We start from the raw sequence: 24390 nt of genomic DNA on the forward strand, positions 1-24390 counted from the left end.
GCGAGGGCCTTCAGCCCTTTGGTCTTCGCGTCGATCCTTTCCGTCTTCTCAGCAATCTGCGCCAGCAAGTCCTGGCATTCCGCAATGATCAGCGACGGCAGATCGGACGCGGGATCATCCATCAGCGCCTCGATCCGCTTCAGATGAACAAGGCCGGTCGGGAATACATGGCCGTATTCGTAGAGAACGGCCCGCAGCGCGTTCACGAGCTCGGTGCGCTGATGGACCAGGCGCTCTCGGCTCCGGAACATTACCGCCTTTGCCTGCTGCTCCGCCGTCTTCGGCGCGACGAAGCGCATCTCCGGCTGGCGCGCGGCGATCACGATCGCCTCGGCATCAGCCGCGTCGTTTTTCTGACGCTTGACGAAGGGCCTGACGTATTGCGGCGCGATAAGTTTCGCTTCATGGCCGAGCGATTCCATCTCCCGCGCCCAGTAACTGGCGCTACCGCAAGCCTCGAACACGACAATGCACGCGGGCTGCTCGAACATGAACCGCCGGAACTGCTCCCGCGTCAGCTTCTTCCGGAACTTCACCTGCCCCGTCATCGAAGCTCCGTGCACTTGGAAAACTCGCTTTGCCAAGTCCACCCCGATCATCGTATCCTTCATCTCGCCGTCCTCCTCGCTGCGTGGCGTTGAACACCACGACCATGGCACATTGCGATGCCGTCTGGGGAGGGCGGCAACCATCCCATCTCCAAAGATGTAGGCCCAGGCGTAGCGGCAGTCCTTCGGTGCCCGCCGGCGCGTCCCCTTGCGGGCCCAGAGACGCGCGAGCGTCCCCTGTTGGCCAACGCGCGCCTCATCTTGGAACCAGACCTCCAGAGGCTTTTCCTTTGCCTCCTCAGGCAGGGCCGTGCGCACCAGTTCTGGAAAGTTTTTTATATAGCTCCTGGGCGTCTGGATCGCTCTGCGGATGACGCGGCCGCGCCGACAGCTTCACGAAGCCGAGCCGGCGGAGGATCGAGCTCATCGTCCGCTCCGCCACGCGAATGCCAAAGCGGCGCTCCACCACTGCGCACAGATCAACCCGCCGCCAGCGCACAACTCCGTCCATCTCCGGGTCCGGCCCCGCTTCGACGATCGCCGCCAGCTCGCTCATCTGCTCCGTGCTGAGCATGGGCGTCCGGCCCGGAAGAGGACGATCGATGAGACCCGAAAGCCCCTCCGCATTATAGCGATGAACCCAGTCGCGCAGGGTCTGCCGATCCATCCCGCAACTCTCTGCCGCCTCCGTCCGTGTCCGCCCGTCGAGCACGAAGGCCAGCGCAAGCATCCGCCGCGACGCCCTTGCGTCCTTCGCCCGCGCCGCCTCGCGCCGTAGGTCCGCCGCCGACAGCTCCCTACGCGTGATCTCCACCCCCATGCTGATCCTCCCTCACATCCCAGAGAGAGTGAATCAGCAACTGATACACCTGGGAAGCCCTCACAGAGTCAAAGCCTCGGGCCGTTGGTATCATTAAATAGTTGCCGGCGTCAAAATGGGTGAGGATCCGGGTGGGATCGTCCTGCGCGGTCGAAGCTCCCAAAGGCCCTTCGGGGTAAAGGTCCAGCATCAGGGCGCCCATCGAAGCTCGATCCGTGGCGTCAAGCCAGTCGGTCAGGGCGTGCAGGTTACGGACATCGTGATGGGCGTAGACAAACAGCTCGTCCGCATCGAGGGTCAGGCACCAATGCTCGTGCCCGTACCGCGCCAGAAGTACCGTCAGCCAATCCATTCCGAACCGGGCTTTTCTGTAGCTGTCGGGCGTGGTCCAGAGCGAGACGTCCGGCTGCGTGGCGAGATAATCGCGCGTGCCGTCGTCGCTGTCATTGTCGACGATCAGGAAGTGATTGACGCCCATAGCGCGGTGATGGCGCAGGAAGTGGGGCAGGCGGCCCATTTCGTTGCGCATTGTGGAGAAAACGAGGATGTCAGTGGGGGCGATATCCGCAGTGCGGTCGGCGACGGCGGCGATCTGCCGCCGCTTGGCGAAGGACTGCGCAAGAAGGCGGCGACGGCGCCATCGCAGCGTATAGGCCGCGCGAAGCTCCGCCGCGCGGCCCATGTCCGATCAGATTTGCCCCGCCGCGCTCAACTCCCGAAGATAGCCCCGCAGGTCGTCCTTCAGATCGTCGCGGGCCAGGCCGAAGGCCACGGTCGCCTGCAGGAACCCGTCCTTGGAGCCGCAATCGAAGCGCTGCCCCTCGAAGCGGAAGCCGTACACGCCGTCGTCGCCGTCGATCTCGCGCGCGATGGCGTCGGTAAGCTGGATCTCGCCCCCCGCACCTGCGTCGAGGCCGCCGAGATGGCGCATGACGTTCGGGCTCAGGATGTAGCGGCCGATCACCGCGAGGTTCGAGGGCGCGTCCTCCGTCGCCGGCTTCTCGACCATGCCGCGCACGCGCATCGCCTGTTTCGAGGAATCGTCGACGTCGAGGATGCCGTAGGAGGAGATGCGGTCTTCAGCGACTTCCATCGCGGCGACCATGCTGCCGCCGGTTTCGGCATGGGCATCGACCATCTGCGCAAGGCAGGATTTCTCCGACGCAATCACGTCGTCCGGCAGGATGACCGCGAAGGGTTCGTCATGGATCAGGCGCCGGGCGCAGGCGACCGCGTGGCCGAGGCCCAAGGCGTGGGCCTGACGGACATAGGCGATCTGTCCGTTCTCCATGTTGGTCTTGTGCAGGACGTCGAGAAGCTTGTCCTTCTTCTTGCGCTTGAGCTCCGCCTCGAGGATCGGGTTGTCGTCGAAGTAATCGCTCAGCGCCGACTTGCCGCGTGACGTGACGAAGATGAATTCCTCGATCCCGGCATCGCGCGCCTCGTCGATCGCGTACTGGATCAGCGGACGATCCACGAGAGTCATGATCTCTTTGGGAATGGATTTCGTTGCGGGCAGAAAACGGGTGCCGAGTCCCGCGACGGGGAAGATCGCCTTCGTGACGGTGCGTTGCATTGGTCCTCTGAATGTTGTGCGGAGTAGAACGCCCGCGGATCAGGTCAGGTTGCTTCGGGGTGCGAAATTATTGGCCAATCAGGTTAATTCCGGGGGCATGCGCGATGAAAAACGGGTTCTCGAAGCCGCTTTTACCGTAGCGCAGCGGGGTGTGGTCGTCGAATCGCACGACATGACCGCCCGCGCCGCGCAGCACGGCGTCGCCAGCGGCCGTATCCCATTCCATCGTCCGGCCGAGACGAGGATAGAGATCCGCCTCTCCGGTCGCGACGAGGCAGAATTTCAGGGACGATCCGGCGGACCGCATGTCGGCCACGGGATACTTGCCGATATATTCGTCCGTCGCGGCGTCGCGGTGCGACTTCGACGCGACGACGAGAAGGGCCTCCGGGTTCGGGGTCGAGACGCTGATCGATCGCGTTGCGCCGGGCGTCTCCTTGTCGAACGGCCCGTCTTCCTCGACCGATGTGCCGTCGCCCAGCGTCCAGAACAGCCGGTTGCGGGCCGGTGCATAGACGACGCCGCGCACGGGCACGCCGTCCGCGACCCAGGCGATGTTGACGGTGAAATCCCCGCGCCGCTGCACGAATTCCTTCGTTCCGTCGAGCGGATCGACGATGAAGAAGTCCGACACGTTCTGGCCGTGGGTCGCCGATTGCTCCTCGGTCACCAGAGCGGCATCGGGAAAGGCCGCGCGCAATCCGGCGGAGATGTGGGCGTCGGCGGCCTCGTCCGCGGCGGTCACGGGGCTGTCGTCGAGTTTGGCGCGGACGGCGAAGTCGTCGGTATCGTAGATCTCCATGATCCGGTCCCCCGCCTCGAGGGCCAGCTTCCGGAGCACCGTCATCATTCGCTCGAACTCCATGCCGCCATCCCTCGTATCGAACCTTCTTGTGGGATGAGACTTATGGTATCGAAGCGACGTAGGGCAAGCATTTGCTGCACCGCAGCGCCAGGAGGCGGAAAGGGCCGGAATGTTCAGGATCGAACAGCGCAATAATGCGGCATCCCGCGCCTTCGCACTGGCCGAACGGGTTTTCCACGCGACGGTGCGCCAGACCCGCAAGGGTCACGGCAACGGGCTGATCGCGCTGGTGATGAACATCGTGCAATCGGCGATCTTCATCGCGGCCTTCGTCCTGATGTTCGGCGTCCTCGGCCTTCGCGGCGCGGCGATCCGGGGGGATTTCATCCTCTACATCATGTCCGGCGTCTTCTTGTTCATGACGCATGTGAAGGCTCTGGGCGCGGTCGCGATGGCGGAGGGGCCGTCATCGCCGATGATGAAGCACGCGCCCATGAACACCGCCATCTCGGTCCTCGCGGCCGGGCTTTCGTCGCTCTACGTCCAGGTGCTGTCGGCGGTGCTGATTCTTGTCGTCGTCCATGTCGCGTGGCGGCCGATCGAGATCTACGATGCCGGCGGCTTCGCGCTGATGTTCCTGCTGGCTTGGTTCACGGGGGCGGCGATCGGGATGGTCCTGTTCGCGGTGAAGCCATGGGCGTCGAATTTCGTCGGCATCGTCACCTCGATCTACAGCCGCCTGAACATGATCGCCTCGGGCAAGATGTTCGTGGCGAACGCGCTGCCCTCGTCGATGCTGGCCTTCTTCGACTGGAACCCGCTGTTCCACACGATCGACCAGGCGCGGGGCTACGCGTTCATCAACTACAACCCGCATTACACGAACTGGGCCTATCCGCTGACGATCGGGATGATCTTTCTGGTGATCGGCATGATGGGCGAGTTCTACACCCGCCGGAACGTCTCGGTCTCATGGTTCGCCGGGCGCTGATCGTGTTGCTGCTCCTTGCCGGGGCGGCGGGGGCGGAGACGGGCGAGTTGCCCGCGCTGTTCGACGTGCGCGGAGTGGCGGCCGACGATGTGCTCAACATACGGGCCCAGCCTCGGGCGAGCGCCGAAATCCTCGGCACGCTCGCGCCAGAGGCCGAGGGCGTGGAAGTCGTCGACGCGGCTGATGGCTGGGGGCAGGTGAATGCGGGCGAGCGGGCCGGTTGGGTGGCGATGCGGTTTCTCGTGCGGCAGACCGGTCAGGAGGGATTGCCGGAGGCCTTGGCCTGCCAAGGGACAGAGCCGTTCTGGATCCTGCGGACCGGGGCTGCGCCGGCGTTTGTCACGCCCGAACGCGAAATCGCCGTGGATGCGCCCGAGATCCTGCGATCGCGCAACCGCACCGACCGCTACGGGGTCCTCGCCGAGACGGCGGCCGGGCCGCTTCGCGCCATCGTCGCGCGCGAGACATGCGGCGACGGCATGTCGGATCGGGCGTTCGGTTTCGGCATCGACATGATCTTTGGGGGCAAGGTCTATTCCGGCTGCTGCTCCATCGGCGACTGACCCGTCACCACGCGCAGCGTCAGGTTGATCCGGCCCGGCGCCTCCAGCAGGGTCGAGGTGCCCGGCGCGATCCGGTCTACCCCGTGGTGCAAAAGGCGGGCCTCGCCGCCCAAGACCATTACGTCACCCGAACGCAGCCAGACGCTCTCGGTCCGTCCGCCGCGCGCCTCGTTGCCGATGCGGAACAACGCGTCGTCGCCCAGTGAAATCGACACGACAGGCTGATCGAAATCCCCCTCGTCGCGATCCTGGTGCATCCCCATCCGCGCACCCGGCGCGTACCAGTTCACAAGGCAGCTTTCGGGGCTGCGGGCATCCGGCGCGACCGCGCGCCAGACGGCAAGGACGGAGGGCGGGATCGGCGGCCATTCCACACCCGACGGATGCCGCCGCTCATAGCGGTAGCCGCGCCGGTCGGGGATCCAGCCGAAGGTGCCGGCGGAGGTCATGCGCACAGACATCTCCTGCCCGCGGCGGGTCACCGGCACAAGGAACGGCGCGGTGCGCGCCAGGGCGCGAATGTCGGCCACCATCGCCGCCTGCGCCGCCGGATCGAGCATCCCGTCGAACAGGCGCACACCGCGGACTTCGCGGAAGTCGGGTTCAGTGTTCATTTCGTGTCCGTTCACGTCCTTGCGAGGCCAAAACCCCCTCCCTATATAGCGCCCGAACCGCGGAACGGGACGATCCCGATCCGTTTTCCAATGGGATGAGGCCCGGAGTGCCTGAGAGTGGGCTTCGGGACGAGCAAATCGCCAAGAGAGGATAATTCGAAATGGCAAAAGTCATCGGTATCGACCTCGGAACCACAAATTCCTGCGTCGCAATCATGGACGGATCGCAGCCCCGCGTGATCGAGAACGCGGAAGGCGCGCGCACCACGCCGTCGATCGTCGGATACACCGAGTCCGAGCGTCTGGTTGGCCAGCCCGCCAAGCGTCAGGCCGTCACCAACCCTGAAAACACCGTCTTCGGTGTCAAGCGCCTGATCGGCCGTCGCTTCGAGGACGAGCATCTCGCGAAGGACAAGAAGAACCTCCCCTTCAACGTCGTGTCCGGCAACGGCGACGCTTGGGTCGAGGTCCGCGGCGAGAAGTATTCGCCCGCGCAGGTTTCCGCGCTGATCCTTCAGAAGATGAAGGAGACCGCCGAGTCCTATCTCGGCGAAGAGGTGACGCAGGCCGTCATCACCGTGCCCGCCTACTTCAACGACGCCCAGCGTCAGGCGACCAAGGATGCCGGCAAGATCGCCGGTCTCGAGGTCCTGCGCATCATCAACGAGCCGACGGCCGCCGCGCTGGCCTACGGTCTCGACAAGAAGGAAGCGAAGACGATTGCGGTCTACGACCTCGGCGGCGGCACGTTCGACGTGACCATCCTCGAGATCGATGACGGCCTGTTCGAAGTGAAATCGACCAACGGGGACACGTTCCTCGGCGGCGAGGATTTCGACATGCGGATCGTCAACTACCTCGCGGACGAGTTCAAGAAAGAGCACGGCACCGATCTGACGCAGGACAAGATGGCCCTGCAGCGCCTCAAGGAGGCCGCCGAGAAGGCGAAGATCGAGCTCAGCTCCAGCCAGCAGACCGAGATCAACCAGCCGTTCATCTCGATGGGCTCCAACGGCCAGCCGCTGCACATGGTCATGAAGCTGACGCGTGCGAAGCTCGAAAGCCTTGTGGGCGATCTGATCAAGGCGTCGCTGAAGCCGTGTCAGGCCGCGCTCAAGGATGCCGGCATCTCAAAGGACGAGATCGACGAGGTCGTCCTCGTCGGCGGCATGACCCGCATGCCCAAGGTCGTCGAGGAAGTGACCAAGTTCTTCGGCAAGGAGCCGCACAAGGGCGTGAACCCCGACGAGGTCGTGGCGCTGGGTGCCGCGATTCAGGCGGGCGTGCTGCAGGGTGACGTCAAGGACGTGGTCTTGCTCGACGTGACGCCGCTGAGCCTCGGCATCGAGACGCTGGGCGGTGTGTTCACCCGGCTGATCGACCGCAACACGACGATCCCGACCAAGAAGTCCCAGGTCTTCTCGACTGCCGAGGACAACCAGAACGCCGTGACGATCCGGGTCTTCCAGGGTGAGCGCGAGATGGCGGCCGACAACAAGATGCTCGGTCAGTTCAACCTCGAGGACATCCCGCCCGCGCCCCGCGGCCTGCCGCAGATCGAAGTGACGTTCGACATCGACGCGAACGGCATCGTCTCAGTCTCGGCCAAGGACAAGGGCACCGGCAAGGAGCAGAACATCACGATCCAGGCGTCGGGTGGTCTGTCGGAGTCGGATATCGAGCAGATGGTCAAGGACGCCGAGGCGAATGCCGAGGCCGACAAGTCCCGTCGCGAACTGGTGGAAGCGAAGAACCAGGCGGAGAGCCTGATCCACACCACCAAGAAGCAGCTCGAGGAGCATGGCGACAAGGTCGATCCGTCCACCGTCGAAGCGATCGAACTTGCGGTATCGGCGCTTGAGGAGTCGATGGACAGCGAGGATGCCGGTAAGATCAAGTCGGGCATTCAGAACGTCTCCGAAGCCGCGATGCGGCTGGGCGAGGCGATCTACAAGGCGCAGTCCCAGGCGGAGGGCGGTGACGCCTCCGATGCCGGGGATACGTCCGAGGGCGAAGCGAACGACGAGGAAATCCTCGACGCCGACTTCGAGGACATCGACGACGAGAAGCGGGCCTGATCCCCGAGGCGAAACCGGAACGGACCGGCCCTGCGGGGCCGGTCTTTTCGTTGGAGAATTAAGCGATGGCAAAACGTGACTACTACGAGACTCTCGGGGTCTCGAAGGGCGCCGGCGCCGACGAGATCAAGAAGGCCTACCGCCGCAAGGCGAAGGAGTTGCATCCCGACCGCAACGCCGACAATCCCAATGCCGAGGCGCAGTTCAAGGAGGCCAACGAGGCCTACGACGTTCTGAAAGACGCCGAGAAGAAGGCCGCCTACGACCGCTTCGGTCATGCCGCCTTCGAAGGTGGCATGGGCGGCGGTGGCGGCGGCGGAGCACGTCGGCCGCATCCGGGTCAGCAGGGCGACTTCGCCTCGGCCTTCTCGGACGTGTTCGAGGATCTCTTCGGCGATTTCATGGGTGGCCAGGGCGGTCGTCCCGGTGGCGGGCGCGCGCGCGCGACGCGGGGCAGCGACCTGCGCTACAACATGAACATCACGCTCGAGGAAGCCTTCTCGGGCGAGCAGAAGACGATCACCGTGCCGACGGCGGTGCAATGCGGAACCTGCGACGGCAAGGGCACCGAGGGAGCGAGCGAGCCCGCGACCTGCCCGACCTGTTCCGGCATGGGCAAGGTGCGGGCACAGCAGGGCTTCTTCACGGTCGAGCGTGCGTGCCCAACCTGTGCGGGCGCGGGCCAGATCATCAAGAATCCATGCAAGGTCTGCGGCGGTTCGGGGCGCGTCGAGAAGGAGCGTCAGCTTTCCGTCAACATCCCGGCCGGCGTCGAGACCGGAACGCGCATCCGCCTGTCCGGCGAGGGTGAGGCCGGGCTTCGCGGCGGACCGACAGGCGACCTCTACATCTTCATCGAGGTTCAGCCGCATCCGCTCTTCGAGCGCGACGGCCCGAACCTGTTCTGCTCTGTGCCGGTGACGATGTCGACCGCTGCGCTCGGTGGGGAAGTTGAAGTGCCGACGATCGACGGCGGGCGGTCCCGTGTGAAGGTGCCGGCCGGCTCGCAGACCGGACGCCAGATGCGCCTGCGCGGCAAGGGGATGCCTGCGCTTCGCGGCGGAGGAACTGGCGACATGATGATCGAACTCGCCGTCGAGACGCCGGTGAATCTCACCTCGCGCCAGAAAGACCTGCTGCGCGAATTCGAGAAGATCGAGGCCGATAACAATCCCCAGGGCGACAGCTTCTTCCGCAAGGTGAAGGGCTTCTGGGACGGCATGACGCAATGAAACGTCGCGCGGCGCTGACCCTGATCGGCGCCGCGCTGACCGCGCCGGCCATCGCGCGGGGGCAGGGCCTCGAAGACGTGCGCGACACGGCTTCCCAACTCGATCAGCTTCACGCCATCATCGTCGTCCGGGACGGTGAAGAGATCGTGGCCGAGGCGTTCCGCGGCCCCGGCCTCGACAACGTGACCAACGTCAAATCCGTGTCCAAGACGCTTTTGTCTCTCTTGGTCGGCATCGGCACGGAACGCGGCGTGATTTCCCTCGATGACCGGCTCCTGCCGCTTCTTGGGCGCGATCCTGCGGGCAATGCCCGCGACGACATTACCGTGGCGGACCTCCTGACCCTCCGCGCCGGGCTGGGCAGCACGTCCGGCGGCAATTACGGGGCTTGGGTCTCCAGCGGCAACTGGGTCGACTTCGCGCTGAGCCGCCCGTTGGAATTGGAGCCGGGCGAAGACTTCATCTACTCCACCGGGACGACGCATCTTCTGGGCGTGGCGCTGGCGCGTGCGGCGGGGGCCGATCTTCTGACGCTCGCGCGGGACTGGCTGGGCGATCCGCTCGACATCGTCTTCGCGCCATGGGTCGCGGACCCGCAGGGCAATTATCTCGGTGGCAACGACATGGGGCTCAGCCCGCGCGCGCTGTCGCGAATCGGGCGGATGTGCCTGAATGACGGCGTGTGGAACGCGACACGGGTCGTGCCGGCCGGCTGGCTCGACCGTGCATGGACCCCGCGCGCCAAGTCGCCATGGTCGGGCGACGGATATGGCTATGGCTGGTTCCTGACGCGTCTGGCAGGGACGCGGGCGGCCTATGCGCGCGGTTATGGCGGGCAGGTTCTGGCGGTGCTGCCCGAGACGCGGACGGTCGTCACGATCACCTCGGATCCGACCCGGCCGGCCCGGTCCGGGGGATATTTCGGCGATCTGAAGCGCCTGATGGCGCAGATTGCCGCGACATGAGCGCATCCTCGGCGGGGCAGTAAGCGACTGAATTTCCTGCGCCGCGCGAATCCGGTCGATCCCGGTGGCGCCCTTGCCCACGCAACGATAGAAGGACCCCGCCGAGCAGCGGGAGCCGTCCATGTCCGTCACGCCGATGATGGCCCAGTACCTCGAGATCAAGGCCGAGGCGCGCGATGCGCTGCTGTTCTACCGGATGGGCGATTTCTACGAGTTGTTCTTCGATGACGCGGCCGAGGCGGCGGCGGCGCTCGACATCGCGCTGACCAAGCGGGGGCAACATGAGGGACGCGATATCGCCATGTGCGGCGTCCCCGTCCACTCCGCCGAAAGCTACCTCATGACGCTGATCCGAAAGGGCTTTCGGGTCGCCGTGGCGGAACAACTCGAACCCCCCGAAGAGGCCAAGAAGCGCGGGTCCAAGGCGGTCGTCGCGCGCGGGATCGTCCGGCTCGTCACGCCCGGAACGCTGACCGAGGATACGCTGCTCGAGGCCCGCGCCCACAATTACCTCGCCGCCTGGGCGGAGGTGCGCGGCGAGGGCGCCTTGGCTTGGGTCGACATTTCCACCGGCGCCTTTCACGTCGCCGCCTGCCCGCAGGTGCGGCTGGGGCCCGACCTCGCGCGGCTGGGCGTGCGGGAGATCGTGCTGGCCGAAGGCGAGACCGAGGCCCCCGCCGCCATCGCCGCCGAGCAGGGTGCCGCCGTCACGCCCTTGGGCCGCAGCGCGTTCGACTCCGCCTCCGCCGCGACGCGATTGAAGGCACTGTTCGGTGTCGGGTCGCTCGACGCGTTCGGCGCCTTCGGCCGGGCGGAACTGGGCGCCATGGGGGCGCTGGTCGAATATGTGGAGCTGACGCAGCGCGGCAAGCTTCCCCTGCTGCGTCCGCCGCGGATGGAGGCGGCGGGCACGCTCATGGCCATCGACGGCGCGACACGTCGCAATCTGGAACTGACGGTGGGCGCCGTCGGGGGGCGGAAAGGGTCGCTCCTCTGGGCGATCGATCGGACGGTGACGGCCGGCGGCGGACGGCTCCTGGAGCGGCGCATTTCGGCCCCCTCGACCGATGTGGACGTGATCCGTGGCCGGCTCGATGCCGTGGATTGGGCCGTGACTGACGAGGCGTCGGCGGGTGAGCTTCGCGATGTCCTGCGACGCGTGCCGGACATGGACCGCGCCCTGTCGCGCCTTTCGCTCGACCGTGGGGGGCCGCGCGACCTCGCGGCGATCCGGGGCGGCCTGAAGGCGGCGGAGACCCTGTTCGCACGCCTTGCGCAAACCGACCTGCCGCTCGACCTCGGCGATTTGACCGGGCAGGAAGCGCTGCGCGAGACGCTCGAAGCCGCGCTTGCCGCCGAACCGCCCATGCATCTGCGCGATGGCGGCGCGATCGCGCCCGGCTTCGACGCGGAACTCGACGAGGTCCGCACCCTGCGCGACGAGGGACGCGGCGTGATTGCGGCGCTGCAGGGTCGGTACGCCGAGGCGACCGGCATCGCCTCCCTCAAGGTCAAGCACAACAACGTGCTGGGCTATTTCATTGAGACGACTGCCATCCATGCCGACCGGATGCGCGCGAACGACACGTTCATCCACCGGCAGACCACCGCGAACCAGGTCCGCTTCACCACCGTGGAATTGTCGGATCTGGAGACCCGCATCCTCAATGCCGGCGCGCGTGCGCAGGATATCGAGGCCCGGCTTTTCGCCGCCCTGCGCAAGCAGGTGATCGACGCGGCCCCCGCGATCTTTGCCGCCGCGCGGGTACTTGCGGAACTCGACGTGACGGCGTCGCTGGCGGATCTCGCCCGCGGGGAAGATTGGTGCCGCCCAAATGTCGACCGCTCCCGCGCCTTTGCCGTCGCCGCCGGCCGCCATCCGGTCGTGGAGCGTGCGCTGAAATCCGATGGCGTGCCCTTCGTGGCCAACGACACGGAGTTGACCGCCGAGGACGGCGCGGCGATCCGGCTTCTGACCGGCCCGAACATGGCGGGCAAATCGACATGGCTGCGCCAGAATGCGCTGATCGCGGTGCTGGCGCAGATGGGCAGCTACGTTCCCGCCGATTCCGCCCATATCGGCGTCGTCAGCCAGCTCTTCAGCCGGGTCGGCGCATCCGACGATCTGGCGCGCGGTCGGTCGACCTTCATGGTGGAAATGGTCGAGACCGCCGCGATCCTGAATCAGGCCGACGACCGCGCGCTCGTCATCCTCGACGAGATCGGTCGCGGCACGGCGACCTATGACGGCCTTTCAATCGCTTGGGCGACCTTGGAGCATCTGCACGACGTCAACCGCTGCCGCGCGCTATTCGCGACGCATTACCACGAGATGACCGCGCTCGCCGCCAAGCTCGACGGGGCCGAGAACGCGACCGTCGCGGTGCGCGAATGGGAGGGCGACGTGATCTTCCTGCACGAGGTCCGCGCCGGCGCCGCCGATCGCTCCTACGGTGTGCAGGTGGCAAAGCTGGCCGGGCTGCCGGACGCGGTCGTGGCCCGGGCCCGCGCCGTGCTGGAGGCGCTTGAGGAGGGCGAGCGGTCCGGCGGCGCGAAACCCAAGGCGATCATCGACGACCTGCCGCTTTTCGCCACGACACCGGCCCCCGCGCCGAAACCCGTCAAGGACAACGCCGTCGAGGCGCGGCTGCGCGATGTCCTTCCCGACACGCTCAGCCCGCGCGAGGCGCTCGATCTGGTTTACGAATTGAAGCGGCTCGTGTGAGTGCTCCTGCCTTCTCGAACCGTGCCGAAGGCGGGAGCCGTTCCACGCGCCGGGGTCCCAAAGTCATCCCGCCACATCGCATGCTGCCGGCTCTGCGTCGGCGGCATGTCTTCCCTCGGCTCTAAGCCGGCGGTGTCGGTCGATATCCAGAAGGGCCGGAAAGCGCCCCGCCTGCCATGAGGCCCACGTCCTGCTGCGCCTGGCTCGACAGGACCGGCCCAAGCAACATCCGGCTGTTCCCCGACCGGCGCGCCTGACAAAGATTTTCCGACACTCGACGAAGGAGCATGCGATGAACTACGTCCTGCCGCCGCCCGAACAGGCCGCGATTGCCGTCAGGGGCACCGATGACCTGTTTCCCGTCCGGCGCATCTTCTGCGTGGGGCGCAACTATGCCGCCCATGCCCGCGAAATGGGCCGCGACCCGGACCGGGAGCCCCCGTTCTTCTTCACCAAGCCCGCCGATGCCGCCGTTCCCGCCGTCGGCGCGATCCCCTATCCGCCCGAGACGGAGAACCTTCATTACGAGGCGGAACTGGTCGTTGCCATCGGCACCGGCGGCCGGGACATTCCGCCCGAGCGCGTTGCCGATCACATCTGGGGTGCGACCATCGGGTTGGACATGACGCGCCGCGATCTGCAACTCGCCGCGCGCGACCTGGGGCGGCCGTGGGATTGGGGCAAGGCCTTCGACAATTCCGCCCCGCTCGCCCCTCTCGTCCCGCTGGCAGAGGTGCCGAGCCTGACCGAAGGCCGAATCTGGCTCAAGGTGAACGGCGAATTGCGACAGGATGCCGACCTTGCCGACCTGATCTGGCCGGTGGCCGAACATATCTCGATCCTGTCACGGTCGATGGCCATCGCGCCAGGCGACCTGGTGATGACCGGGACGCCTGCGGGCGTGGGCGCGGTAGTGCCGGGCGACGTCATCGCGGCGGGCATCGACGGGTTGGCCGAGATGGAGGTCACGATCGGTCCGCAGGCCTGAACGCCGGGGATCAGCCCTCGGCCACAACCGGCTGCGTCCTTGCCATGCGGCACAGGTCGCAGACCCGGACCGCTTCGGTAATCCCCATCAGCGCGAGGTCCCGGAACGACGGCAGCGCGTAATCATCGGCTTGCCCGTAATCCACCTCGTAGCCGAGATCCGCGAAGGACGCGATCGACAGGGCCGAGAGGGGACGGTGATCGCCCGACAGGAACCCTGTCAGAAGCTCGTCCCCGAAGACAAGCTCCCGCCAATGTCCCTCCCGGGTGCCCGCCCCGCCGGTATTGGCGATCGGCACATGCGCGCCGCCCTCGGGGTCGAGCCGCGCATATTCCCGCGCCGCGTTCATGCCGGTGAAGCGTGGATCGATGCTGCCGGACCCGGCCACCAGACCCTGCCGCGACCAGAGTGTGCCGAATCCCAGAACATGCGCCATCTCGTGCAGGATCACGTCGCGCAGCCGCCCGCCCGCATCCAGCGCATCCGCATCGGCCGTGTCGAAGGCCATGATGCCCGCGGCCGGAAGCTCCGTCCCGGGGCGCAGCACTGTCGGCCCCGCCTGGCCCAGAACGCCCTGTGGCCCGTCAATTGGTGCGATGGAGACGTCGATCACCAACCCCGGCAGTGTCCGGCCCTGATGGTCCACGGGCGGCAGGTCGGTATCGAGAACATCGTCCCACAGCCGCGCGGCGTCCTCGAACAGCGCGCGGCGCGCGGGGGGCAGATCGGCGAGATAGTGCAGCGTGATCATCGGCGCGTTCCTCCTGTGCCTACGATCAGACAGGCCTGAGGCGCCGTTGGAAAGAGGTGTCGTGCCGGAGGGACGACAATCGGCGCGGTGCGCGCCGACGAAATTGCGACGCGCACCGACCGAAGGAATCGCTTGCAGGTGAGGGGGCGGGCACGCCGCCCCCTCAGGGACGGGCGATCTCAGCCCGCCGCGCGCGCCTGTCTTTTCCGCTCGTGCGGGTCGAGGAACCGCTTGCGCAGGCGGATGGAGTTCGGCGTCACCTCGACCAGTTCGTCGCTGTCGATATAGGCGATGGCCTGCTCCAGCGACATCTTCACCGGCGTCGTCAGGCGCACCGCCTCATCCGTTCCCGAAGCGCGGACGTTGGTCAGCTGCTTGCCCTTGAGCGGGTTGATCTCCAGGTCGTTCTCCCGGGAATGCTCGCCCAGAATCATCCCCTGATAGACCTGCTCCTGCGCGCCGATGAAGAACTTGCCGCGATCCTCCAGCTTCCACAGGGCGTAGGCCACCGACACGCCGTCCTCCATGGAGATCAGGACACCGGCCCGGCGCCCGGGGATCGGTCCCTTGTAGGGCGCCCATTCGTGGAACACGCGGTTCATCACGCCGGTGCCGCGCGTGTCGGTCAGGAATTCGCCGTGGTAACCGATCAGGCCGCGCGACGGGACATGCGCGATGATCCGGGTCTTGCCGGCGCCGGCGGGCTTCATCTCCACGAGATCGCCCTTGCGCGCACCGGTGATCTTCTCGATCACCGCGCCGGAATATTCGTCATCCACGTCGATGGTGACTTCCTCGACGGGTTCCAGCCGCTGGCCGCCCTCCTCAAGGAACAGGACCTGCGGCCGCGAGATCGAGAGCTCGAACCCTTCGCGGCGCATGTTCTCGATCAGAACGCCCATCTGCAATTCGCCCCGGCCCGCGACCTCGAAGGCCTCGCCGCCCGGCGTGTCGGTGACCTTGATGGCCACGTTCGTCTCGGCTTCCTTCATCAGCCGCTCGCGGATCACACGGGACTGCACCTTCTTGCCGTCGCGGCCGGCGAGCGGGCTGTCGTTGATGCCGAAGGTCACGGTGATGGTCGGCGGGTCGATCGGCTGCGCGGGCAGGGGCACGTCGATCGACGTGTCGGCCAGCGTGTCGGCGACGGTTGCCTTGGACATGCCCGCGATGGTGACGATGTCGCCCGCCTCGGCCACGTCGATCGGCTGCTGGCCCAGACCCCGGAAGGCGAGGATCTTGGTGGCGCGGAACTGCTCGATGCGGTCGCCTTCGCGCGACAGCGCATGGATCGTCTGCCCGGCGCGAAGCGTGCCGGATTCGACGCGACCCGTCAGGATGCGGCCGATGAACGGATCGGCGCCGAGCGTCGTTGCCAGCATCCGGAACGGCTTGTCGCGGTCGGCGATCTGCCGCGGGGCGGGAACATGCTCCACGATCAGGTCGAACAGCGCGTCGAGATTCTCGCGCGGCCCGTCCAGTTCCGCATCGGCCCAGCCGCTGCGCCCGCTCGCATACATGGTCGGGAAGTCGAGCTGGTCGTCATCGGCGCCCAGATTGGCGAACAGGTCGAACACCTCGTCGAGCGCGCGGTCGGGTTCCGCGTCCGGCTTGTCCACCTTGTTGAGCACGACGATCGGCCGCAGGCCCAGCGCCAGCGCCTTCGAGGTGACGAACTTGGTCTGCGGCATCGGCCCCTCGGCCGCATCCACGAGCAGCACGACGCCGTCCACCATCGACAGGATCCGCTCCACCTCGCCGCCGAAATCGGCGTGGCCGGGCGTGTCGACGATGTTGACGCGCGTGCCTTTCCATTCGACCGCGGTGCATTTGGCGAGGATGGTAATCCCGCGCTCGCGCTCCAGGTCGTTGGAGTCCATGGCGCGCTCGTTGACGGCCTGGTTTTCCCGGAACGCGCCGGATTGCTTGAGAAGCTCATCGACCAGCGTCGTCTTGCCGTGGTCGACATGCGCGATAATCGCGATGTTGCGAAGGTCCATTGGAATGCCTCAGATGTCGGGTTGCGCGCGCGATACTATGCTGCGGCGCGGAAAGCCAGAGCGACGGTCGATCCGCGGCGGCACAATGTTGCCTGCCCGCCGCCGCCCGCGGCCCGCGGGGGCCTTTCCCTCGCCCGGCGCACGTGCATCATGCCGTCCCATGATCCGCACGCTCGCCCTCTGCCTGTTCGCCCTGCCCGCCGCCGCGATGGATTTCCCGGCCCCCGTCACCGACGACCTCTACCGCACGACGAACCCGGCGCAGGTCGCGATGGGGCGGCTCCTGTTCTGGGATCCGATCCTGTCGGGCAACCGCAACATCTCCTGCGGGACGTGCCATCACCCGCGGTTCGGCACCGGCGACGGGCTGTCGCTGGGGATGGGCGAGGGGGGCACCGGCCTCGGACCCGACCGCGTCGCCGATCCGCGCAATTCGCCCGAGCGCCGGGTCCCGCGCAACGCGCCGGGTCTGTGGAATCTCGGCGCGCACGAATTCGCCGTCCTGTTCCACGATGGCCGGATCGAGACGACGCCCGAGGGCCTGCGCACCCCGATGGGCCCCGAGATGACCGCGGGCTTCGACACGCTGCTTTCGGCCCAGACCATGTTTCCCGTCCTGTCTGCCGACGAGATGGCAGGCCATTATTCCGAGAACGAGGTTTCGCAAGCCGTCCGTCAGGGCCGCATCACCGGCGAGGGCGGCGCCTGGGACCTGCTCGCCGCGCGCATCCGGGCGATCCCCGAATATACCGAAATGTGGCGCGCCGCCTTCCCTCGGGACGACAGGCTCGACTTCACCGACATCTCCGACGCAATTGCCGCCTTCGTGGAGCATGAATGGCGCTCCGACACCTCGCCCTTCGATGCGTGGCTCCGCGGGACGGGCGATCTGCCGTCGAAGGCGCTGGCGGGGATCGAGCTGTTCTATGGCTCCGCCGGCTGCGCCACCTGTCATTCCGGGCCGTTCCAGACCGATCACGGCTTCCACGCGACGGGTGCGCCGCAACTCGGCCCCGGCAAGGCGGAAAGGTTCGAGACGCACGCCCGCGACGACGGCCGGATGCGCGTGACCGGCGATCCCGCCGACCGCTTCGCCTTTCGCACGCCATCCCTGCGCAACGTGACCGAAACAGGTCCTTGGGGCCATGCGGGCGGCCATTCCGACCTGCGCGCCTTCTTGCGCGACCATGCCGCACCGCGCGCCGCCGCCATCCGTCCCTCGCGCGATGCCATTCTACCGGCAATGGAGGCCGAGGATTGGCGCATCTTGGACGATCCCGCCGAGACGGCCGCCATTGCGGCCGCCATCAAGGGCCCGGACCGTGTCCTGACTGAAGACGAGGTGACGTCGCTCATGGCCTTCCTCGAAGCCCTCCGCGATCCCGCCGCTTTGGCCGGCCGCCTCGGCTCCCCCGAGACCGTGCCGTCGGGATTGCCGGTCGATCGCTAGGCGGCCCGGCCCGGAACATGCGGGGCCGGCGCCCGCCAAGTGCTCAGCGCCGCAAAAGAACGCGCCCCGGTGCGACCGTGCGCCATTCCCCGGCCGTCCCGTCGGGCCAGATCACCCGGACCTCCGCCTCGTCCGCCTCGCCGATCCCGAAATGCAGCGGCCCCACCGCGCCGCCCGCATGCCCGCCGCCAAGCGTCAGCTCCTGCCGCTGCACCCCTCCGCCCGCGCGCAGTTCCACCCACGCGCCCACCGCATCGCGGTTCCCGCCTGGCTGTTCCACAATCACCGACACGGCATGCCCCGTCTCCGAGCCGTTTTGCCACACCTCCAGCGGCGCCCGCCGGTTCACCACCGCAAGGTCCAGCCGTCCGTCGCCATCCAGATCGACCAGCGCCGCGCCCCGTCCGCGATGCATCGACGCGACGCCCGCCCCCTCCGACACCTCACGAAAACGCGGCGCATCCGGTTCGCCCTCGTTCAGCAGCAGGTTGTTGGGATCGGCCATCGCCATACCCGGCATCTGGTCGACATTGCCCTTGGCGATGAACAGGTCGGCATCGCCGTCATTGTCCACGTCGCCCCATTGCGCATGCCACCCGGTCGAGGGCCGCCCGTCGTCGCCCACATGCGGACGGTGTGCGAAGCTGCCGATCTCGAACGGCGCCATCTCGTGCCCGGTCGCCGTCGATAGCATGGTCAGTTGATCGCCCATTGAGGTCAGGACCAGATCCGGCCGCCCGTCGCCCGTCACATCGCGCGACGCGATGCCCATCCCCCAGATCGACGGCGCATCGAACCCGTCCTCGGCCCCGAGAAATCGCGCCTCCTGCGGCGACCACATCTGCTCCTTGCCGTCACTCACGTAATAATGCCGGTCGTTCGACAGCCGAAGCGTCGGGCGCCCGTCACGATCCTCGTCCGAAAACAGAACCGACAACGCGCAGAATCCGGGCGTCAGCGCGATTTCCTCCCACCCGTCGCCCTCCGGCTCCGGCCTGAGGATCAGGTTATCGTCGCAGGCCCGGAACGGCCCCTCCGGATCGCTGCGATCCACGTAATGTCCGAAGGCCAGGGTCGGGCGCGCATCTCCCTCCGCCCACATCGCCGAGAAGGCCGTGGTCCAGCGGTCCTCGTCGGGCAGGCCGATATCCCAAGGAACGAACCCGCAGGCCCCGTCGCCGCGCAGCACGACATCCGGACCCACCCGCAACACGACCAGATCGCGCGCCCCGTCCGCATCGAGATCCAGCGCATAGAGCCCCGACGCCCCGGTCACCTCCGGAAGCGTGCCGGCTTCGAAGACCATGTTCCCGCGATTGTGCAACAGCGTGACCGGATTCGTTCCCCCCGCCGCGGCAAGTTCCGGCAGCCCGTCGCCGTCGCAATCGAAGGCGGCGATCCCGCCGCCGACGAAATGCTCCCACCCGCCGTCATAGACATGCACGGGCACGGGAACCGGCGCAAATCGCGGATCGGCCGCGGCCGGCGCAGCCAACAGCAGCAGCATCCACCTCATGCCAGAAGCCGCGGCGTCAGGTCCGACAGCGCCAGCGCTGCCGCCCCCCGTGCCCAGACGAAATCGTCCCAAGCATTCACCTCGATCGGCGGTGGATCGTTCAGCGTCAGACCCGGCACCTCGGCCAGCATCTCTTCGGCATAGAGGAAGTCATAGCGCATCCGGCTGCCCGACAGGATGATGCGGTTGGGGTCGAACAGATTGGCCACGTTGGCCAGCCCCAGCGCAAGGTAGCGCCCCGCCCGGTCGAAGATCGCGCGCGCCGCCGCATTGCCGTCCTTGGCCTGCGCGAACAGGGCCTCCAGAACCTCGCCGCGCGGCGGGATCTCGCCGTTGAGCGCCACCGCCGCCTCCCGCACCAGTGCGAAATCGGCGACATAGGCCTCCAGACAGCCCCGCTGGCCGCAGCGGCACAGCGCCCCGTCAAGCTGAACCTTCGTGTGGCCAAGCTCCATCCCGTGACCATGCGCCCCGCGATAAGGGGCGTGATCGACCACGAGGCCAAGACCGACGCCGTATTCGATCGTCACCACCGCGAAATCCGACAGGGCGCGGCCCTTGCCGAACCAGAGCTCGGCCATCGTCAGCAGGTTCGCGTCGTTGTCGACCGAGGTCTCGATGCCCAGCCGCTCCGACACGCACACGGCCAGATCCACGTCCCGCTCGGCCATGATGGGGGACCAGCGCATCCGCCCGCTGGCATGGTCGAGCATGCCCGGCATGCCCAGCCCCGCCCCGAGGACGGGCGGCCCGTCGCCCGCCGTCGCCAGCAGGCGGGCATAAAGCTCCGCCACATCGTCGAGCAGTCGCGGCACGGACCGGCTCTCGGCGGCGCGGGGCAGGGTGGCGCGGGCGACCGGCTGGCCCGCCAGATCGACCAGCAGCGCCGAATATTCGTGATCGCTCACCTTCAGCCCCGCCACCAGGGCACGGTCCGCCCGCACGGCCAGCGTCACCGGCGGCCGGCCCCGCGCCCCGGTCTGCCCCACATCCTCCAGCTCGCACAGAAGCTCCGTCGCCAGCAGGTCGGACACGACCGGCGTGACCGATCCGGGCGAGACCTCCAGATCCTTCGCCAGGGCGGCCCGGCTGATGCGCCCGGCAGAGCGGACCTTCTCGTAGATGCGCTGGCGCAGGGGCAGGGACGAACTCGGACGGGCGCTGCGCAAAGGACCGCAACCGGGCGGGTCGCCGTCGGTCCGGATCGCATTGATGCGCGGGTCGTCAAGAGACATTAATTCGTGTCCGAAACAAATATTCCTGCCTGAACCCGCCGCACCCCCACGAAAGGCGGGGGTTCCGGGCTTCGGCACGGGGGGATTGAACGATTCTTCGATCTTCGCGTCAAATTATTTTTGACAATCGAACATAAACTTGGTTCGGTATCCGCGTCCGGCCTCCGCGCAAGCGCAGCCGTACCGCAACGGGAGGATAACATGAAGAAACTGTTCACGGTGGCTGCGGCCGCCACGCTGACATTCACGACTGCCGCGATTGCGCAGGACGCCCCGACCGTCGGCGTCAGCTGGTCGAACTTCCAGGAGGAGCGCTGGAAGACCGACGAGACCGCGATCCGCGAGGCGCTCGATGCCGCTGGCGCCAGCTATATTTCCTCCGATGCGCAATCCTCCGCCTCCAAGCAGCTTTCCGACATCGAGAGCCTGATCGCGCAGGGTGCCGACGCCCTCATCATCCTCGCGCAGGATGCCGACGCGATCGGCCCCGCCGTCCAGCGTGCCGCGGACGAGGGCATCCCCGTCGTCGGCTATGACCGCCTGATCGAGGACCCGCGCGCCTTCTACCTGACCTTCGACAACATCGAGGTCGGCCGCATGCAGGCCCGCGCGGTGCTCGAAGAGGCGCCCACCGGCAACTACGTGATGATCAAGGGCTCGCCGACCGATCCGAACGCGGACTTCCTGCGCGCGGGCCAGGGCGAGGTGCTGGAGGAGGCGATCGCCGCCGGCGACATCACCATCGTCGCCGAAGCCTATACCGACGGCTGGCTACCCGCGAACGCGCAGCGCAACATGGAGCAGATTCTGACGGCGCAGAACAACGAGGTCGACGCGGTCGTGGCGTCCAATGACGGCACCGCCGGCGGCGCCGTCGCGGCGCTGACGGCGCAGGGCATGGAGGGCATTCCGGTCTCGGGTCAGGACGCCGATCACGCCGCGCTCAACCGCGTCGCCGGTGGCACGCAGACAGTCAGCGTCTGGAAGGATTCGCGCGACCTCGGCCGCGCCGCGGGCGAAATCGCCCTCCAGCTGGCCCAAGGCGCCGACCTGTCGGAGATCGAGGATTCCGTCGAGTGGGAATCACCCGGCGGCACCACGCTGCAGGCGCGCTTCCTCGAGCCGATCCCGGTCACGCGGGACAACCTGGAAGTTGTCGTCGATGCCGGCTGGATCAGCCAGGAAGCGCTCTGCCAGGGCGTCGAGGACGGCCCGGCCCCCTGCAACTGAGCCTGAACTGACGGAGGGCCCGCCCCGGCACGGGGGCGGACCCTTCCTTCAGCCCCATTCCATTTCAATGACTTGCGCGAATTACCCATGGGTAATCGCAGCGGAGGCCCCATGACCGACGCCACGTCCGCCCCCAAGGCCGCGCCACAGCGCAAGGGCCTCGCCGCGCTGGAAGTCGATACCCGTCTTCTTGGCATGATCGGCGCCTTCGTGTTGATCTGTCTCGCGTTCCATTTCGCCTCGGATGGGCGATTCATCACGCCGCGCAACCTGTTCAACCTGACGATCCAGACGGCATCCGTGGCGATCATGGCGACCGGAATGGTCTTCGTCATCGTCATGCGCCACATCGACCTGTCGGTGGGCTCGGTCCTCGCCACCTGTTCGGCCGTCATGGCGATGATGCAGACGGCCGTCGTGCCCGAATGGTTCGGCCTCGGGCTGGACCATCCGGCGATCGCGCCGCTGGCCATCCTCGCGGGCCTCGTGACGGGCGCGCTGATCGGGGCGTTCCACGGCTGGCTGATCGGCTATCTCGCCATTCCCGCCTTCATCGTGACGCTGGGCGGTCTGCTGATCTGGCGCAACGTCGCCTGGTATCTCACCAGCGGTCAGACGATCGGCCCCCTCAACGAGACGTTCCAGCTTTTCGGGGGCATCAACGGCACGCTGGGCGAGACCTGGTCGTGGATCGTGGGCGCGCTCGCCGCCGCCGCCGCCGTCTGGAGCCTGATCTCGGCGCGGCGCAACAAGATCTCGCATGAAATGCCGGTCAAGCCGCTCTGGGCGGAGGCCGCGCTCGCGCTCGTCGTGGTCGCCGGCATCCTGGGCTTCGTGGCGCTGCTCAATGCCTATACCGTCCCGTGGCGGGTGCTGGAGCGGGAATTCGCGGCGCGGGGCGCAGTCATGCCCGAGGGCTACAGCGAGGGCTACGGCCTGCCGATCTCCGTGGTGCTCGTGATCGCGGTGGCGATCGTGATGACGGTCATCGCGCGGCGCACCCGCTTCGGCCGCTATATCTTCGCCACCGGGGGCAACCCCGATGCGGCGGAGCTGTCGGGCATCGACACGCGGATGCTGACGGTCAAGGTCTTCGCGCTTCTGGGTGTGCTCTGCGCGCTGGCCGCGGTGGTCGCCTCGGCGCGCCTGACGAACCACTCCAACGATATCGGCATCCTCGACGAATTGCGCGTGATCGCCGCCGCCGTGATCGGGGGCACCGCGCTCAAGGGCGGGATCGGCACGATCTACGGCGCGATCATCGGCGCACTCATCATGCAGTCCCTGCAATCGGGCATGGCGATGGTGGGCGTGGATGCGCCGCTTCAGAACATCGTGGTCGGCTCGGTCCTCGTCTTCGCCGTCTTCGTGGACATCCTCTACCGCAAGCGCACGGGCGCGCGCGACTGATCCGTTCGCCGGGGCGCGGGGCTGCGGCCCCGGCCCCGGCGGGCACAACGAATGCCCGCGACCGCATGGGAGCAAATCGAATGGTAGATTATTCCGGAACCCCCCTCGTCGAGCTGCGCGACATCTCGATCGCCTTCGGGGGCGTGCAGGCCGTCGACCGCGTGTCGCTCGACCTCTATCCCGGCGAGGTGGTCGGACTGCTGGGCCATAACGGCGCGGGCAAGTCCACGCTTATCAAGTGCCTGTCGGGCGCCTATACGCGCGATTCCGGCGAGATCCTGATCGACGGTCAGCCCGCCGACATCCGCTCTCCCGCCGATGCGCGGCACCACAATATCGAGACGATCTACCAGACCCTCGCGCTGGCCGACAATCTCGACGCGCCGGCGAACCTGTTCCTCGGGCGCGAGCTGACGACGAAGCTGGGCCTCGTCGACGACGCGCGGATGGAATCGGAGACGCGCAAGATCATGGCGCGCCTCAACCCCAACTTCCGCAAGATCAACGAGCCGGTCAGCGCCCTGTCGGGCGGTCAGCGGCAATCCGTGGCCATCGCCCGCGCGGTCTATTTCAACGCGCGCATCCTGATCATGGACGAGCCGACCGCCGCGCTCGGCGTGCACGAGACCAAGATGGTCGCCGACCTGATCGAGGAGCTGAAAAGCCAGGGCCTCGGCATCTTCCTCATCAGCCACGACACCCGCGAGATGATGGATCTCTGCGACCGCGTGTCGGTGATGAAGAACGGCCAGCTCATCGGCACCGAGCGGGTCGAGGACGTGACCGAGGACGACATCCTCAGCATGATCATCCTCGGCAAGAACCCCAGGGCGGCGGCCTGACGCCATTTCGAACGCGGCGGCGGTCCGCCCGGCGATGCCGGGCTGCCGCGC

Annotated in this window: 20 protein-coding genes and 1 pseudogene; 11 read left to right on the plus strand and 10 right to left on the minus strand. The window is 67.1% G+C overall.

Going from position 1 to position 24390, the window contains the following annotated elements; translation table 11 throughout:
• The 5 genes and pseudogenes from JSE7799_RS13015 to cysQ all read right to left on the minus strand — a co-directional run.
• Positions 1 to 611: IS110 family RNA-guided transposase (locus tag JSE7799_RS13015; RefSeq protein ID WP_144431697.1), on the minus strand; the 611-nt coding region annotated here is incomplete at its 3' end.
• 87 nt (positions 612 to 698) lie between these two features.
• Positions 699 to 1368: pseudogene (locus JSE7799_RS13020) on the minus strand (IS630 family transposase); the annotation flags it as partial.
• Positions 1346 to 2050, minus strand: a complete 705-nt coding sequence (locus JSE7799_RS13025) for a glycosyltransferase family 2 protein (RefSeq protein WP_055664006.1) — start codon at positions 2048 to 2050, stop codon at positions 1346 to 1348. The gene JSE7799_RS13025 and the pseudogene JSE7799_RS13020, both read right to left, overlap by 23 nt.
• Before the next feature lie 6 nt (positions 2051 to 2056).
• Positions 2057 to 2944: a UTP--glucose-1-phosphate uridylyltransferase GalU gene (galU, locus tag JSE7799_RS13030; protein WP_055664007.1), complete on the minus strand. Its 888-nt coding sequence runs from the start codon at positions 2942 to 2944 to the stop codon at positions 2057 to 2059.
• Positions 2945 to 3011: 67 nt separating this feature from the next.
• Positions 3012 to 3809: a 3'(2'),5'-bisphosphate nucleotidase CysQ gene (gene cysQ, locus JSE7799_RS13035; protein WP_055664008.1), complete on the minus strand. Its 798-nt coding sequence runs from the start codon at positions 3807 to 3809 to the stop codon at positions 3012 to 3014.
• A 109-nt stretch (positions 3810 to 3918) separates the two neighbouring features.
• Here cysQ and JSE7799_RS13040 point away from each other — a divergent pair, with 109 nt between their 5' ends.
• Together JSE7799_RS13040 and JSE7799_RS13045 are read left to right on the plus strand one after the other, a co-directional pair.
• Complete coding sequence (locus JSE7799_RS13040) at positions 3919 to 4740, plus strand: ABC transporter permease (protein ID WP_055664009.1); 822 nt, start codon at positions 3919 to 3921, stop codon at positions 4738 to 4740.
• Positions 4722 to 5303: an SH3 domain-containing protein gene (locus JSE7799_RS13045; RefSeq protein WP_055664010.1), complete on the plus strand. Its 582-nt coding sequence runs from the start codon at positions 4722 to 4724 to the stop codon at positions 5301 to 5303. Before JSE7799_RS13040 ends, JSE7799_RS13045 begins: the two co-directional genes overlap by 19 nt.
• Here JSE7799_RS13045 and JSE7799_RS13050 read toward each other — a convergent pair.
• A complete protein-coding gene (locus JSE7799_RS13050) occupies positions 5273 to 5917 on the minus strand; it encodes an alpha-ketoglutarate-dependent dioxygenase AlkB family protein (RefSeq protein WP_055664011.1) in 645 nt (214 codons plus the stop codon). The two genes, JSE7799_RS13045 and JSE7799_RS13050, sit on opposite strands and share 31 nt — an antisense overlap.
• 161 nt (positions 5918 to 6078) lie before the next feature.
• Between JSE7799_RS13050 and dnaK the strand changes: the two genes are divergently transcribed.
• From dnaK to JSE7799_RS13075, 5 genes are all read left to right on the plus strand, one after another.
• The gene (gene dnaK / locus JSE7799_RS13055) at positions 6079 to 7995 is read left to right on the plus strand and encodes a molecular chaperone DnaK (RefSeq protein ID WP_055664012.1); all 1917 of its coding nucleotides are present in this window, start codon (positions 6079 to 6081) and stop codon (positions 7993 to 7995) included.
• A 65-nt stretch (positions 7996 to 8060) separates the two neighbouring features.
• Complete coding sequence (gene dnaJ / locus JSE7799_RS13060) at positions 8061 to 9227, plus strand: molecular chaperone DnaJ (protein ID WP_055664013.1); 1167 nt, start codon at positions 8061 to 8063, stop codon at positions 9225 to 9227.
• Positions 9224 to 10192 carry a serine hydrolase domain-containing protein gene (locus JSE7799_RS13065; protein ID WP_055664014.1) on the plus strand — a complete coding sequence of 323 codons (969 nt, stop codon included), beginning with the start codon at positions 9224 to 9226 and terminating at the stop codon, positions 10190 to 10192. Before dnaJ ends, JSE7799_RS13065 begins: the two co-directional genes overlap by 4 nt.
• Before the next feature lie 121 nt (positions 10193 to 10313).
• Complete coding sequence (gene mutS / locus JSE7799_RS13070; RefSeq protein ID WP_245624887.1) at positions 10314 to 12917, plus strand: DNA mismatch repair protein MutS; 2604 nt, start codon at positions 10314 to 10316, stop codon at positions 12915 to 12917.
• 292 nt (positions 12918 to 13209) lie between these two features.
• Positions 13210 to 13905 (plus strand): fumarylacetoacetate hydrolase family protein, encoded by a 696-nt coding sequence (locus JSE7799_RS13075; RefSeq protein WP_055664015.1) that lies wholly within the window; start codon positions 13210 to 13212, stop codon positions 13903 to 13905.
• A gap of 10 nt (positions 13906 to 13915) precedes the next feature.
• Here JSE7799_RS13075 and JSE7799_RS13080 read toward each other — a convergent pair whose 3' ends face one another.
• Both JSE7799_RS13080 and typA read right to left on the minus strand, forming a co-directional pair.
• Positions 13916 to 14656, minus strand: a complete 741-nt coding sequence (locus JSE7799_RS13080; protein WP_055664016.1) for a leishmanolysin-related zinc metalloendopeptidase — start codon at positions 14654 to 14656, stop codon at positions 13916 to 13918.
• Positions 14657 to 14835: 179 nt separating this feature from the next.
• Positions 14836 to 16656 carry a translational GTPase TypA gene (gene typA, locus JSE7799_RS13085; protein ID WP_055664017.1) on the minus strand — a complete coding sequence of 607 codons (1821 nt, stop codon included), beginning with the start codon at positions 16654 to 16656 and terminating at the stop codon, positions 14836 to 14838.
• 160 nt (positions 16657 to 16816) lie between these two features.
• Between typA and JSE7799_RS13090 the strand changes: the two genes are divergently transcribed.
• Positions 16817 to 18106 (plus strand): cytochrome-c peroxidase, encoded by a 1290-nt coding sequence (locus tag JSE7799_RS13090; protein WP_055664018.1) that lies wholly within the window; start codon positions 16817 to 16819, stop codon positions 18104 to 18106.
• Positions 18107 to 18149: 43 nt separating this feature from the next.
• Here JSE7799_RS13090 and JSE7799_RS13095 read toward each other — a convergent pair whose 3' ends face one another.
• Both JSE7799_RS13095 and JSE7799_RS13100 read right to left on the minus strand, forming a co-directional pair.
• Positions 18150 to 19613: a CRTAC1 family protein gene (locus tag JSE7799_RS13095; RefSeq protein WP_306455414.1), complete on the minus strand. Its 1464-nt coding sequence runs from the start codon at positions 19611 to 19613 to the stop codon at positions 18150 to 18152.
• A gap of 5 nt (positions 19614 to 19618) precedes the next feature.
• The gene (locus JSE7799_RS13100; RefSeq protein WP_055664020.1) at positions 19619 to 20857 is read right to left on the minus strand and encodes an ROK family protein; all 1239 of its coding nucleotides are present in this window, start codon (positions 20855 to 20857) and stop codon (positions 19619 to 19621) included.
• A 201-nt stretch (positions 20858 to 21058) separates the two neighbouring features.
• Between JSE7799_RS13100 and xylF the strand changes: the two genes are divergently transcribed.
• The 3 genes from xylF to JSE7799_RS13115 all read left to right on the plus strand — a co-directional run bounded on the left by xylF (position 21059) and on the right by JSE7799_RS13115 (position 24339).
• Complete coding sequence (gene xylF / locus JSE7799_RS13105) at positions 21059 to 22087, plus strand: D-xylose ABC transporter substrate-binding protein (RefSeq protein ID WP_055664021.1); 1029 nt, start codon at positions 21059 to 21061, stop codon at positions 22085 to 22087.
• Between the two features lie 111 nt (positions 22088 to 22198).
• Positions 22199 to 23497: a sugar ABC transporter permease gene (locus tag JSE7799_RS13110; RefSeq protein WP_055664022.1), complete on the plus strand. Its 1299-nt coding sequence runs from the start codon at positions 22199 to 22201 to the stop codon at positions 23495 to 23497.
• A gap of 80 nt (positions 23498 to 23577) precedes the next feature.
• Entirely contained in the window at positions 23578 to 24339 is a 762-nt protein-coding gene (locus tag JSE7799_RS13115; RefSeq protein ID WP_055664023.1) for an ATP-binding cassette domain-containing protein, read from the plus strand.
• The last annotated feature ends 51 nt before the right edge of the window (positions 24340 to 24390 follow it).

This window comes from Jannaschia seosinensis, from assembly GCF_001408515.1.
GTDB lineage: Bacteria > Pseudomonadota > Alphaproteobacteria > Rhodobacterales > Rhodobacteraceae > Jannaschia > Jannaschia seosinensis.